Annotated in this window: 11 protein-coding genes and 2 riboswitches; of the genes, 1 reads left to right on the forward strand and 10 read right to left on the reverse strand. The window is 50.9% G+C overall.

Translation table 11 applies throughout. From position 1 onward, the window contains the following. Positions 1-14: 14 nt before the first annotated feature. From IPI86_RS22455 to IPI86_RS22500, 10 genes are all read right to left on the reverse strand, one after another. Complete coding sequence (locus IPI86_RS22455) at positions 15-1,400, reverse strand: MBOAT family O-acyltransferase (protein WP_345300261.1); 1,386 nt, start codon at positions 1,398-1,400, stop codon at positions 15-17. Between the two features lie 152 nt (positions 1,401-1,552). Beyond that, a riboswitch (cyclic di-GMP riboswitch) is annotated at positions 1,553-1,649 on the reverse strand. A 92-nt stretch (positions 1,650-1,741) separates the two neighbouring features. Beyond that, positions 1,742-1,829, reverse strand: a riboswitch (cyclic di-GMP riboswitch). A 70-nt stretch (positions 1,830-1,899) separates the two neighbouring features. Beyond that, positions 1,900-3,027, reverse strand: coding sequence for an HlyD family efflux transporter periplasmic adaptor subunit (locus tag IPI86_RS22460; protein ID WP_345300262.1), 1,128 nt, complete (start codon positions 3,025-3,027; stop codon positions 1,900-1,902). Between the two features lie 78 nt (positions 3,028-3,105). After that, positions 3,106-5,541 (reverse strand): FtsX-like permease family protein, encoded by a 2,436-nt coding sequence (locus IPI86_RS22465; RefSeq protein WP_345300263.1) that lies wholly within the window; start codon positions 5,539-5,541, stop codon positions 3,106-3,108. A 53-nt stretch (positions 5,542-5,594) separates the two neighbouring features. Continuing rightward, positions 5,595-7,664, reverse strand: a complete 2,070-nt coding sequence (locus IPI86_RS22470) for a GAF domain-containing protein (protein WP_345300264.1) — start codon at positions 7,662-7,664, stop codon at positions 5,595-5,597. 57 nt (positions 7,665-7,721) lie between these two features. Next, positions 7,722-8,111, reverse strand: a complete 390-nt coding sequence (locus tag IPI86_RS22475) for a response regulator (RefSeq protein WP_345300265.1) — start codon at positions 8,109-8,111, stop codon at positions 7,722-7,724. A gap of 80 nt (positions 8,112-8,191) precedes the next feature. Continuing rightward, the gene (locus IPI86_RS22480; protein ID WP_345300266.1) at positions 8,192-10,096 is read right to left on the reverse strand and encodes an ATP-binding protein; all 1,905 of its coding nucleotides are present in this window, start codon (positions 10,094-10,096) and stop codon (positions 8,192-8,194) included. 27 nt (positions 10,097-10,123) lie between these two features. Continuing rightward, entirely contained in the window at positions 10,124-11,269 is a 1,146-nt protein-coding gene (locus tag IPI86_RS22485) for an ATP-binding cassette domain-containing protein (RefSeq protein ID WP_345300267.1), read from the reverse strand. Further along, positions 11,266-12,003 (reverse strand): ABC transporter ATP-binding protein, encoded by a 738-nt coding sequence (locus IPI86_RS22490; protein WP_345300268.1) that lies wholly within the window; start codon positions 12,001-12,003, stop codon positions 11,266-11,268. The genes IPI86_RS22485 and IPI86_RS22490 overlap by 4 nt, the downstream gene beginning before the upstream one ends. Positions 12,004-12,170: 167 nt before the next feature. Beyond that, positions 12,171-12,404 carry a hypothetical protein gene (locus IPI86_RS22495; RefSeq protein WP_345300269.1) on the reverse strand — a complete coding sequence of 78 codons (234 nt, stop codon included), beginning with the start codon at positions 12,402-12,404 and terminating at the stop codon, positions 12,171-12,173. 23 nt (positions 12,405-12,427) lie between these two features. Then, a complete protein-coding gene (locus tag IPI86_RS22500; RefSeq protein ID WP_345300270.1) occupies positions 12,428-13,276 on the reverse strand; it encodes an SDR family NAD(P)-dependent oxidoreductase in 849 nt (282 codons plus the stop codon). Between the two features lie 160 nt (positions 13,277-13,436). Between IPI86_RS22500 and IPI86_RS22505 the strand changes: the two genes are divergently transcribed. Next, positions 13,437-14,636: an SRPBCC domain-containing protein gene (locus tag IPI86_RS22505; protein ID WP_345300271.1), complete on the forward strand. Its 1,200-nt coding sequence runs from the start codon at positions 13,437-13,439 to the stop codon at positions 14,634-14,636. Positions 14,637-14,655: the final 19 nt, after the last annotated feature.

The following is a 14,655-nucleotide window of genomic DNA, read 5'->3' on the forward strand; positions in this document are numbered from 1 at the left end:
GAAACATGTTGAAACTAAAATGTCCCATAAATTCCTGGTTGAAAGGTGGCACTCACTGTGGAGGCGACCGCTGCTAGAAATAGAAAAACGAGTCCCAGATCGTACACCAATTGAAAAAAGAATTTCACAACAGGCTTATCGTTGGAAATAACATCAGCTTTGCTCTGAAACCAATTCCCCAACGGAAGCGCCAGCAAAATGCCAGCAGCGAATGCAAGAAGAAAAGTCGGCTCGATGAACGGCAGTGGGCTGGTCACTTCGAATGGCAGAGGACTTAATCCGCTTGTATCGCCTGCAAGGCGGCGCAGGAAATCGAAAGCAAAATCGGGTGAAGGCGAGCGAAAGAACACCCAGCCAACCAGAATCACTCCCAGCGCATACACATGCTGAACAGGCGCCCAGGCCGTACGCAGTTTTTTTCCAAGGGCTGTGGATTCGAAGATCAAGGCCATTCCGTGGATCAGGCCCCAGATGAGAAAGTTTCTCGTCAGGCCATGCCAAAGACCTGTCAACGCAAAGACGATCAGAATGTTGAGCGGCTGGCCGATCCATTTCAAGCGCCGTCTTTCGAGCGGATAAAACACAAAATCGCGGAACCAGTTTGAAAGTGAGATATGCCAGCGCCGCCAAAAATCACCGATGCTTTTGGATATGTAGGGGAAGTTGAAGTTCTCCAGAAAGCGAAATCCCATCATGCGCCCGAGACCAATGGCCATGTCGGTATATCCTGAAAAGTCAAAATACAATTGCAGGGAATAGCTGATGATAACCAGCCACGCGAACGAGGGATCAATGGTCGGAGATGCCAGTTTGAAGATCGGTGTGACCACCCGTGCAAGCGTATCGGCAATCAAGGCTTTTTTAGCGAATCCGCGGATGTATCGACGAAGACCATCCGCTACATCTGTCGGCACAACTTGAATGTTCTGGATCTGTTCGCGCAGTTGTCGGTGGCGTGTGATCGGGCCGACGGGAATCTTTGGGAAGAGCAGCAGGTAAAAGGAAAAAGCCAGCATGTCCTTTTCACTTGCGGACACCTTGTTGTAGACTTCGAGCAGGTAGGCGATCACCTGAAAGGTGACGTAGGAAAGCCCCAGCGGATATTTAACACCCGTCCATAATTTGAAAACGACCAGAAGCGCAACATTTACAAGAATTCCGAGCCACAACAGGAACAGGGAGGTTCTCTGATCACGCCAACGGTCAATTCCGCGCGCAAGAAAGTAAGCGAAGAGAGTGAGAACCATCATCATGGCAACATAGGGAAGATTTCCCCACGCATAAAACAACAGGCTGCCTGCAACACCGATGATGAGTTTTCCGCGCTGGGGAACGATGAAATACACCAGCATGAATAAAGGCAGGAAGAGAAAAAGAAAGTTGGGAGAATTTATATCCATAAAAGATTTCCGCCCTTGTTGAGGAGGACGATTCGTCGGCGCGATTATAACAATAAACCGCCTCCCAGCTTTCGGTTAAGTGAGAGGCGGTTCCACATCCAAATTAAACAGGGATGACTCAAATAATGGTCATCCCTGAGAAAAGATTGCTCTTCGGCAGCCTGGCGATCATGACCACAAAATAAGGCGTATGATTTTAGATCCAGGGCTTTGCGTCATCAGGTTTCCCTGATTTTGCCTTTCGGAGGTCGGTCGGTCTTGATCAACTGCACAACTTTCATGCGTATGTTGATTTTAGACGCTCTGACTTTGCGTCGCCGTCTTTTGGCGGCTTTGCTTTTGTCGGTAGTCTGGCTGCCATGACTCAGTTCAGCTTTAGGCCCATGACTTTGCGCAACCGGGGTTTCCCCGGTATTGCCTTTTCTCGGAGCAATTAAATTATTGCACGCACAAAAATAAAATTCAATCACTCAGATGTTCTATTTATATAAAATGGAACTTATTGTTGAATAGGTTCCATAAAAGTTACTTCCACGGTCATACCCCACTTCAAGCGCGGATCAGCCTCCTGTACAGCGATGCGAACCGTGTACAGAATGTCGCCGCCCTGCTGGGTGAATGCCTGGCTGATCTCGGTGATCGTGCCTTTAAGTGAAACATCGGGCAGAGCATCGGGCACAAACAGCACCGGCTGGCCTACGCTTAATTTCACCACTTCCAGTTCGGTAATGTCCGTAGTTTCAATGACCCACGAATCGAAATTGGCAATGCTGATCACACGCGTTTCTACTGTGACCTGTTCACCCGCCTTCACACTGACATCTGCCACGATCCCATCAAATGGCGCGGTCAGAACATAGTTGGAAAGCGTGTCCTGGGACGAATCCAAATTGGCTTTGGCAAGCGTAAGCTGATCGGCATTGGGGCCGTCGAGGCTGATCTCATATTGATACTTCGCCTCGGCTTCAACAGCCAGAGCAGCATCGTATCTGGCACGGACTTCATCGCGTTCGCGGATATTATCTTCAAGGTTACGGATGGCCTGATTGAGATCTTCCTGTGCCCGCTCGAGATCATCTTCAGCAGATTTGCGGTTGGAGTTATCTTCGTCAAGGTCCTTATATTTTTCGAAGTCATCCTGCGCATCCTGAAGATCTTCTCTGCGATCCTCAACTGTGGCCTTGTCATCTTCAATGTTATCTTCGATGTTGTCCACGTTCAGATCGTCCCATTTCTGTTCAGCTTCGCCGCGCTTGGTTTGTGCATCCATGTAAGCCTGCCAAAGTCGGGCACGGTCGCCGCTCTCATTGCGGAGAAGGGTATCATAGGCATTTTGTGCGATGACGACCTGCGCTTCGGCCACACCCGCATTTGTCAGCCGCGCGAGGACATCCCCTCTTTTGACGGAGTCTCCGGCCTGCACAAGAATCGCCTCAACGACTCCGCGAGTTTGAAAGGACAGGTTGGTTCCCTGAATCGGTTCAAGGCGGCCCTCCGCCACCACTTCATTGGATGACACCACAGATTCTGCAGGAGCAGGTGCGGCGGTGGGTTGAGTTCCACACGCGGCAAGAGCGAGAGAGAAAATTGTTAGTAATGCAACGATATTCAATATTTGTTTTTTCATGTTTACCTTCTATAGGATTGTGAATGTCTGTGTGAAGTCTCGGCAAAATAGCAAACGGCCTCACAATGACATATTTTTTTATTCGTAAGCCAGTACTTCTCGAATCGTCAGGCGGGCAGCGCTGCGCGCTGGCAAAATGGAGCCGATCACTGAAAGCAGCAGTACAAGTCCAAACCAGATGGCATAGCCCAGGAACGTAAAGACTACATCGATGGGAGTCTCAAACACAGCCAGGCTGACAATATAGGAAAGCCCATATGTGAATGGAATGGAGACGCCAATTGCCAGAATAAATGAGAGCGTTCCTATCACAAAACCCTCTGCAATAATGGTCCGCATGACAGCGCGGTCGTCTGCGCCGATGGCACGCATGATCCCGATCTCGCGTGTACGCTCCAATACATTCATACCCATCGTACCGGTCAAACCCATCGCGCCGACAATAGCGGTCAACACCGCCATGATGAGCAGGAACGCAACGAGAATATCCAGGCTTTCGAGGGCGCTATCCAATGACGCGAGGCCTGATTCCGCTTTGCGGACTTTGAATCCTTCATCGCGAAAGAATCGATCCAGTTTTTCCGCCATTAAATCCTGAGACGTACGGTCGTGCTGCATGGTTACAACGCGGAAGGACGAAGAGCGATTTGGCAGGTTGGTGATTTGAGCGGCGTATTCAAGCGGTATATACGCAAACACGCCTTCCTGCCCGACAAATTTGAATAATCCGATGACTTCCCATGTCTCTTCGTGGCCATTGATCTTGAGCAGGATGGGGTCGCCAGGCTTGAGAGAGGGATAGGTATCAAGTACTTTCTCGCTCAAGAGCAGCTTGCGGACGTCTGTTGACCGCATCCATCGTCCTGCAACCATGATCGGCTCGATCAATTTGCTGTCGGAGGGTGGCGCAAAAACGTTTATGTTCTCAGCCACTGTACCATCAGGGTTAAGAAGCTCAAATGAAAGGAACTGCCAGCCTTCCACAGATACCACATCTGGATTCTGCAGGGCAAATTGCTCCACCTCGCGAATGCGATACGGTTTGTCAAAGTCAAGCGTGACATCGGCACGGAAATATTTCCCGATGTCGTTCATGTAATCATGCAGAGTAATGCGGACGTTGAACACAGCGATAAAGATCGCGCCGCCCATTGTTAAAGTGAAAAGCGTTAACATCAAACGTCCGCGGCGGCGGAATGTATTGCGAATGGAGATGATGAACGGGCGTGGGAAGTGAATCCCCCGTCTGGCCAAAATATTCGTCAAACGCACCAGCATCCAGTCGAACCATGAGATGCGCTCCTGCTCGTGTTTGTGTGGTTTGTTTTCGTCGCCTGCGATATCTCCGCTCAAGGCACGCAACACTGTGATACGCGATCCATTGATGACCGGTGTAACGCCCGCGATCAAGGGAACAAGCAGTCCGATCACAACCTGGATGACAAACGCCAGCGGCACAATGCGGTACCCAAGCAGATTGAATCTCAGTTTCTCCGCCATAAACTCGGCAAGTCGATACGCGCCCCACCCACCTGCAGGAATCGCGACCAACAGCGCCAGGAAACTAAAAGCCATGATGAGCGTGACGTACATGGCAAAGACCTGTCTGCCCCTGCCGCCGACCAGTTTGATCACACCGATATGGCGCAAGTGCTGACTAAGCAATGCATCGAGGGTGTTGGCGATCAACGAACTCGAAAGGAAGACGATCAAAATACCAAGCGCCATCAAAATACCAAGGACGGCGTTGATGATATCTGCAAGCGGATATTTATTTTTTTCAGAGAAGCGTGTACGGATGACATCCGTCCCATTCCTCTCCAGCTTGTCCTTGATGTCTGCACCTGCTTCATGGATGTAGTCCAGATCATCCACGCCTTCAGACAGGGTCACGTATGCGCGATTGAACAAGTCCTCGGGCTGGTGCAGAGTGGGCATGGTTTTCATTGAAATAAAACCAAGGGACGGAGCCAGAAAATCACCCGCACTGGAACTGGAATCCTGCACGACACCAACGATCTTTAATTGCTTCGTGGTGCCATCGGACAATTCAAGAATAATGTATTCGCCGATCTCAAAATCGAACTTTTCGAGTGCCCGCTTATCAAGCAGGATCTCATCCTTTTTTGCCTCAGATGCCCCCATCACAGGCTTCAACAGGTTGATCTTATTCTCTTTAAAATTTTTAAAAGCAATAACGTCCAGTGATATCCAGGCGTCGCTATGGGTGGTGCGCGCCCGGAAGTTGATCACGCGTCGTGCTTCTGCATCCGCAATTCCACGCATGTTACGAATGTTATCCAGCACGTCCTGGTCGAAATTCGCCATCCGCAGCTCGATGTTTGACGGATTGTTCGCCGCGTAAGAAACGCCCATATCATTACCAATGATCTGATAGGCGCCCGCAATGACCCCAATGGAAAATACGCCCACTGCAATGGACAGAACCACCAGCAGTGTGCGGGATTTGTTATCCCATAAATCGTGTAAAACCTTACGCCATCTTGGTCGCATAATCCTCAAATGAGACCTGACAGGCTTCTTCAAACCTGTCAGGTCTTCTTAAATTACTTCAATAGTTCGCTTACTTCCCCGGCAGAGTAGGGCTTCACTGACACGTCTTTCATACCATCGTGCATGAATTGGGTCACACGTTCGGGGTTGATGGCCGAAGTGAGGATCACTGTTTTCGAGACGAGCCCCTCCTTTGCGATCGCAGTCAACACATCCGCGAGAGGAATGGCGGTGATATTCTCATCCACCAAAACAAGATCGGCAGCAGGCAGTTTCTTCAAATCTGTAGTCTGGGTGAGCTTGACATTTGTGTTTTTGAGCAATTCTGAAAAATGATTCGCCCAATCGTCGTTATCATCGATCAACAGCAGGTGCTTCACATTGCCAGCTTTCAGGGGTTCATCGTTCACAATTCCCTTCGGCAGGTAAATGGCAACGGTGGAACCCTTATCCTTTTCGCTGACAATGGCAATGCGTCCCTGAGCCTGCGAAATGACATGCATGGCTGCGGGCAAACCAAGGCCGTGATGGTCCACGCCGCGCGTGGTAAAGAATGGCGACCAGGCTTTTTCCATGACGTCGCGGTCCATGCCAGAGCCGTCGTCATCGACCATGATCTCAAGAATACCGCGCTCTTCGGTCTCGCGCGCCGTGATCTTGATGGATTTCGCACCTGCTTCGGCGGCGTTTTGCAAAATATTTCCGACTGCACGCACGAGCTGGGTGCTGTCTGCAATGACATACGCAGCAGCGTGGTCGATCTTCACCTTGAGCATGGAGCTGGAAATATCGCGCTGGTGAGCGGCAGTTTGCACTACATCAGCAAACAAAATGGGACGCGGCCTTTGCTCGCGCACCGCACCGATCAACTGTTCTTTGACCTGGATGATCTGTGCCGCGCTTTCGGAGATCATATCGAGATCTTCCTTGAGCGATTCGAGATCGACCTTACCATCTGCAATTTCTTCGCGCAGACGGGAAACAGTCAGGGAGATCGGCAAGGTCTTGTTACCGATCCAGTGAATGGCTTCGGTGGAAGCCGTGGTCAACGCTTCAAAGACTTTGTTGCGCAAAATCTCATCGTGTGCATCCTTGAGTTCTTCGATCAGATGGGCATTGTTGATCGCAACCGCGAGATGCTCGGCCATGGTGGTCAGCGTGGTGATGTCATCTTCGCTGAAGGCGCGCTCTTCCGAGCTTTGAATGGTCACCGCACCCAACACTCTGCCGCCATAAATCAAGGGCAAGGCCATTTCAGAACGGGTATGCGGCAAATGCGGATTCTTGAAATGCACCCGCTCCTCCCCTACATCCAATGCAATGCGGGCTTCGCTCATTGCAATACAGGCGCCGATCATCGAGTCGGTGCCGATCTTGAGCTTGTGCCCATCGGCAACCATCGCCTTGCCTGCCTTGCCGTATCCAGCACGCAGGACGGCGTATTCGCCAGCCTCATCCACAAGGAAGACGCCTGCATAATACAAGCCATAGGATTCGCAAATGATGTTGACGGTTTGCGGCAGCAGTTTTTCCAGATCGAGAATCGAAGTGACTTCCTTGCCAACACGGTTCGCAGCTTTCAGCAAGCGCGAGCGGCGTTCGGCCTGACGATGCAGGTTGGAGTTTTGAATGGCAATGGCAAGCTGATCTGCCATGGTCTGCAATGCTGCAATGTCTTCATCGTGAAAAGCAGCTTCCTCTGTGGATTGGACGGTCAGCGCCCCGATGACATCTTCGCCCACAACAAGCGGCAGCGCCATCTCAGAACGAGTCTTCGGGAGGTGGGGATTCTCAAAGAAAACCGCTTCAGCCCCAACGTCCAGTGCGATGCGCCCCTGACGATTGGCAATGCTCGCACCGATCATCGAGTTCCCACCAACGGCAAGCCGATGCCCGGCGTTGATCATCTCCCTGCCCGCTTCGCCGCGTCCCGCTTTCAAGACAGCATACTGCTTCGCATCATCCAGAAAGAACACACCTGCGTAATAAAAGCCAAATTCATCGCAGATGATGTCCACGGTGCGCTGAAGCAGATCATACGGATCGAGAATGGTGGTGATGTTTTTCGCAGCGCGCGCCGCAGCTTTCAACAACGTTGCGTGTCGGTGAATATCGTTTGTCATAAGTTCCTCTTTTTATAGGTTGAATGTTTGAAAGTTTAATAGTTGAAAGTTAAACGATTAACCTGCAACCTGTAATATCTTTTGAATCAATTCCACCAATCCCTGCTCTCGTCCCTTGACGAAGAAGGCGCTCGCGCCGCCGGAGACAGCATCTTTGGCTTTGGTCACTTCATCGTATGCGGTCAGGATGACCACAGGCAGGGAATCTTTCTGCTTCTTGAGATCGGCAAGCAGATCAAGGCCTGCACCTGTTTTGGGCATGCCGTCAAAACCTGGCATGTTCAGATCCAGCACTGCAATATTGACCACCTCTGCATTTTGTGAAAAGGTCTCGCTCCCGCTTTTACAATCTGCGGCTGTGATCACATCGAAGCCCGCGCGCAGCAGCGTTTTTTCAAGACTGCGCAGGATCAACTTCTCATCATCTACTAAAAGAACAGTCGTCATTCATCCTCCAAAAAATATTGTTTACGGAGTGCGGACTTTAGCCCGCGACCTGTGGTACGCAGACTGAAGTCTGCACTCCGTTAAGTTTTCTTCTCAACAGGCAGGCGCACAGAAAAGGTCGCACCTTTGCCAACTTCACTTTCAAGGGAAATGCTGCCGCCATGCTGATTGACGATCTGCATCACAGCAGAAAGGCCAAGCCCCGTGCCGCCGCTGCCGCCCTTGGTGGTGAAAAACGAAACCCAGATCTTTTCCTGAATTTCCTTTGGAATCCCGGGGCCATTGTCTTTTACCGTCACCAAAACAAAATTGGAGTCGGCATCGCGTTGTCCCTTTACGCGGATATTCGGCTCGGACGTTTCCGCCATCGCCTCCCACGCATTCTTGATCAAATTATTAAAAACCTGTTCCACCTGTCGCACATCCACAAATGCATTCGGCACATCATCCGTCCAATCCAGTTCCACCACGCCATCGGGCAGGCCCATATTAGACACCGTATCTGCGATCATCTCACGAAGTGCAACGGGCGCATCATTTCTCTGCCGCGCAGGCCCGATCAATCCTTCCTTGATGCTAAGGATGGTCTCTGCACTATTTTCGGCGATATCGAGATCTTCCATCAACGATTCGACGCTGACCATGGCCTGCAAACGATTCGGCTTCATGGCAGACATCTCGGCGAGGATCTGGATCAGGTCAATGCCCATTGCCTGCGCTTCTTCTCTGACCGTTTGAACTGCCGCCATCAAAGAGACATTTTTTGCATCTGGATCATTGGGCGCAAACTCCGACGCAAGCGCAAGAATATAGCGGATGTCTTCGCGCACACGTTTGATACTGCCCGGGATCGGCGCGGCTTTGTTGCCCACCCAGTGAATGGCTTCGCCTGTGGCTGTGGCAATGGCTTCAAATGTCTTCGACCGAACCAACTCGGAGGTTGCCGCTTCCAGCTTGAACATCAACTGGGCATTATTGATCGCGATGGCCACCTGGTCGGCCATGGTTTGCAGGGAGGTAATATCCTCTTCGGTGAAGGCATTCAATTCATCGCTTTGCACCGTTAACCCGCCAAGGGAGCGGGATTTGACGATCAGCGGTAATGCCATCTCAGAACGCGTATTCGGCAAAAACGGATTCTTGAAACGCGATTCTTCGCCAGCGACATCCAAAGCGATCTGCGCCTGCTGCTGAATGATGGATTTGCCGATCATGGATTTTTCGTCCACAGGCAGGCGATAGTTTTCAGCCATCATCTTTCGGCCTGCTGCGGCATAGCCCGCACGCAAGGCCGCCCAATGACCGTCATCTGAAACTAGAAAAATACCCGAATAATAAAAACTGAATTCACTGCAAATGATGTTGACCGTATGCTTCAACAGGTCATCCAGATCCAAAATGGAGGTGACCATTTGTCCGACGCGGGCGGCGGTTTCAAGCAATTTGTGTCTGCGTTCAAGCATGGAGAACATGCGCTCATTCTGCTGGAGCAGGTGCTTGTTCTTTTCCACCGTGTTGGTCAACTGGCGGATGTTATCTTCAAGGCGCTCCACCAGTTCCTGTTGATAGGCCTGCAAATGCTCTTCGGCATTTTCAAGCTTTTCCACTTTGCCGTTGAGATAGGCTTCCACCTGCTCCACAAAATCCGCGTCAATGGGTTTGGTGATGAACCCCACCGCCCCCGCCGCAAGCGAACGTTCGCGCACACCAGGAGTAAGATCACCCGAAACGATGACGATGGGCGTATTGGGCAGCATTTTGCTCAAACGAGTGGCGGCTTCACTGCCAGACATGTGCGGCAGGCTGCTATCCAACAGGATCAGGCTGGGATGTGTCTCCTCGGCTAGTTGAAACCCATCCAACGGGTCGGAAGCCTCGAGGACGACATATTTTTTGGAAAGCAAACGCCGAACCAGCGAACGGGATTCGTCGCTGTCTTCAATGTAAAGGATCTGCGGAGTTCTGCGTGGGTCTGACATGGTCATTGTGAGAGCCTCAAAACCTAAAACGTGCTATGGTTTTGCTGCGAGTTTATCTTCTTTCAGGGCTTCCATTTTTCTTTGCGCGATCTTCAACAAAGCTTCTGCAGTGATCGGGGATTCCTGGATCACCCGCAGAAAATCGGCACGCGAAATGGTTAACAACTCTGCAGGGCTATTTCCTGCGCGGACATCGGTTAGAGAATTGCCGCCTTGCAGCAATTCGATCTCGCCAAAAAACTCATTGGTGCGCAACCGAGAAACAACCTGGTCTTTTACCAGCATTTCCACTTCACCCTTGCTGACAATGTAGAAATAGTCCACAGGCTGGCCTTGCTGGATAATGATCTCATTCGGTTGAAGCGGACGTGTCTCGGCGATACGGGTGAATTCAAGCATGTGACGATGGCGCAATTGCGGCAGGGCGCGTGAAATGGTCTCGTTGATCAACTCACCATCTGAAATGATGATGTTGCGATTCGTACGCGAAGTAAGCGATGGATCATGCGTGACCATCACAATGGTCTTGCCCTGCGAAACGAACAATTCAAATAACTGGATGATGGTATCTGCAGAACGGGAATCGAGATTCCCTGTGGGTTCATCGGCCACCAGCAAAGGCGGGTCACAGGCCATGGCACGCGCGATGGCGGCAAGCTGCTGTTGGCCTGTTGAAACCAGAACAGGCAGTTTATTTGCAAATTTTTCGAGGCCGACGAGTTTGAGCAGATCCATCGCACGGGTGGGGCGTTCGTCGAAATCGTACATGTCCACATAATCCATCGGGAGCATGACGTTTTCTAGCAGGGTGAGCATGGGCAATAATTGGAAGAACTGAAAGACGATTCCCAGGTTCTTGCCGCGCCAATTCGAGCGCTGACTTTCGGAGACGCCAGTGTAAATGTCGGTGCCGTTCACGACCACCAGCCCATCGGATGGATGGTCGATGCCTGTGATCATATTTAGCAAGGTGGATTTTCCGCTGCCCGATTTACCGACGATGGAAACGAATTCGCCGCGGTTAATCGTCAAGTCCACGCCTTTGAGGACGGTGAATTCACCCGCCGCATTGCTGAAACGTTTGACGACGCCGCGTAGTTCGATCATGGATTCAGGCGCAAAATCTGCTACTTGGACGGGACCCGTTTTCGGTCTGGTGCGAAGCGCTGTTTTATTCATCTGCGCCTCCTGACGGTTTTATCCAGTTGTAATTCGGGTTCCCCGGCAACCAGTTCCCCATCCGTAATGGTGAGACTGCGCGTAAAACGACTCGCAAGGCCCATGTCGTGTGTGACCATGATGATGGTTTTGTTTTGCTCACCGACGAGGTGTTCGAAAACATCGAAGATGTGATCGGCGGTGATGGAATCGAGGCTGCCTGTGGGTTCATCGGCGACGAGGATGGGAGGGTCATTGGCAAGCGCGCGCGCGATGGCAACGCGCTGCTGCTGCCCGCCTGAAATGAAGGCTGGCAATTTATTGGCATGCTCTTCAAGCTCAACGAGTTGAAGCAGTTCCATGGCACGTTCTTTTGAGCGGCGCGGATGGTAGCTATCAGAGAGATCCATGGGGAGGGTGATGTTTTCAATGAGCGTGAGCATGGGCAAAAGCTGGAAGGATTGATAAACGACACCCATTTTTTTACCGCGCCAAAGGGCACGCGCATCTTCGCTCATTTCGTGGATGGAAGTGCTTTTGCCATCGGAATGCACGATCACTTCGCCGCTCGTAAGCTGATCCACACCATTGATCATGTTCAGCAGGGTGGATTTTCCCGCACCTGATTTGCCAACAATGCCAAGAAATTCGCCTGTTTCCACGACAAGGTTGACTTCCTTTAAAGCAACGAAATCCCCCGCCGCTGTGGAGTAGGTTTTTGATACGTTATTTAATTCAATGAGAGGGTTTGGCATAATTATTCCGCTTGATTTTACCGCTATTGTGCAATTGGTTGCAAATAACGGGCTTGCAAAGGGTTTTCAATTGCGGCGGAAATGTTGAATGCCTGCTTTTCTTATTGCTCCGCTCAAGGAATGAGAGCAGGTTTTTCAACACGGGAGAAGCCAAACCTCGCAAAAATCTATTCTTTTCCCGCCCCAGTTCCAAATTTTTGCTTTAGTTTTTCCAGGTTCTTGGGGTCATCGATCCATTCTTCGCTGAATCCGCAGTGGCTGCAAACAAAACGCGTGACGGGAATTCCACTGAAAATGGTCATGCCCAATATGATGTTATTTCCGCTTCCGTGAGCCCCAACCTGCCCCGGGATCCTCAGAATATCGTTCGAATTGCATTTCGGACAGATGTTATTTTTCATGGATGAGTTCTCCTTGAATTCAATTATTTCTGAAACCCCAGGCCTTTGGCAATGAGCTTATCCACGTATCGTTTGGGCAACAGCATTGGAATGATCCAATTTTTCAGCATATTTGGAACCACCGGATAGCGGACTCGCGGCTTCGATGTGGTGAGGGCGTGCAAAACAACTTCGCCGATCTTCTCAGACGGCAATCCTTTTCTGCCATCTTCGACCATATATTTTTGGAATTTCCTGGCGGCTTCAACATACTCGGTATGCTGATACTTCGTGAGGTCAGCTTGTTCACCCTTGTCCCAGATCGGGGTTGCGACTGCGCCGGGGCCAATGATAATGACATCGATCCCGTAAAGCATCAATTCAATGCGCAATGTTTCCGACATCCCCTCCAGCGCGTGTTTGGACGTGACGTATGCGCCCACAAAGGGAGCGCCTCTTTTTCCGCTGGTCGAACTCATATTGATAAGCCTGCCAGGTTTGCCTTTCAAAGAACGGTCCATGCCTAGCAGGGGGAGAAATGCCTGAGTGACAATGAGTTGTCCGGTCAGGTTAATTTCCATTTGCGTGCGAAATTCATCGATCGGCATATGCGCCAAGGGGGCGGGAACTGCAACCCCGGCATTGTTCACCAGGCCAAATAGGGTCTCGCCATTGAGCTGGTCACGAACCTGTCGGGCGGCGGCATGAACCTTCTCTTCATCAGTGACATCAAAGATCAAGGGAACAAACGTCTCGCCGAATTCGGATTGAAGCCGTTCTGCGTCCTGCGTTTTGCGCACACTCCCGAATACACGGTACCCATTTTGAATGAGTATCTTTGTAATTCCCCAGCCGATCCCTGTCGAAACTCCCGTCACTACAACACTTTGCATTTGCAACTCCTTGATCCGTACTTAATTGATTGAACTTTAAGTTTAATCCAAATTTACCGTTTGTCGCGGATGCCCTACGCAACTTCCATTCTCCAGTAGGATGTCAGTTGCGCGGGGGAAGTGTATAAATAAAATCATATCCAATTCAGGAGGAACCCCAATGACAATTGTAACCGCCGAAGTTTTTGTCAATGCACCTGCAAAAATGGCATATCGAGCCTTTACCAATTCCACATCTCTGCGCGAGTGGTTGTGTGATGTCTCCACTGTTGAGCCGCACGCCAGTGGACGCATGTATTTGTGGTGGAATGGAAATTTTTATTCCAGCGGACACTATCTCGAACTGGAAGAAAACAGGAAGGTAAAGTTCCGTTGGTTTTCGAACGTAGACCCTGCCCCCACGGAAGTCACCGTAACTGTGAATGAAAAAGATGGCGGAACACAGGTCCGCCTCGATCATGAAGTGCCAAATGATGACGAATGGAAACAAAAATCCGATGGCTTCCGCGAATATTGGGTGGAGAGCCTCGAGAACTTAAAATCCGTTCTTGAAACTGGAATTGATCTGCGCATTGCGAACCGTCCCTTGCTGGGCATTGTGCCCGGTGATTTCACAGAGGAACAGGCAAACGCATTGGGCGTACCCGTCCGCGAAGGACTGCGGCTCGATGGTGTTGTGGAAGGTCGCGGCGCACAAAAATGCGGCCTGCAGAAAAACGATGTCATCGTGGAGTTTGGCGGAAAAACCATCGGGAATGATGCAAGTAGTTTCGCAAATGCAATTGCCGGGAAGAAGGGAGGCGATCAAGTCGAAGTCATCTACTATCGCGGTGCAGAAAAGAAAACCGTCATCATGGAACTCAGCAAGCGTCCCATGCCTGAAGTCCCGTTTGACCCCGCCGAGCTTGAGAGACAAGCCCGCGCCATTTACGAACCCGCATTGGCCGAAGTGGAAAAAGCCTTCGAAGGCTTCACCGATACGCAAGCTCTGGCACACCCCGAGCCGAATGAATGGAACGCATTGGAAACAGTCGCACACTTGATCTCTGGCGAACGCTTCAATATCCTCATCCTCACTGGATTGATCGACGGATACGAGCCCGTCGCAGATGGATTTGGAACGAACGTCCACGCGCAGGTGCAGGCGACCGTAAAAGCGAATCCTTCCATTGACCTGATGCTGGGCGCGCTTCGACGGGCAGTGGAGGAGACCCTGGCATTTGTGGCCTTAATCCCCGCTGAATTCACCGCAAACAAAGGAAGCTATTATCGCTTCGCATCCGGGCTGCTTCAACCGAACTTCCATCTCACCGCACATCTCGAACAAATCAAATCTGCTCTCGCCGTTGCAAAGAAATAAACGGACAAGCAAAAACAGT

Source organism: Candidatus Villigracilis affinis (genome assembly GCF_016705895.1).
In the GTDB taxonomy this organism is placed as follows: domain Bacteria; phylum Chloroflexota; class Anaerolineae; order Anaerolineales; family Villigracilaceae; genus Villigracilis; species Villigracilis affinis.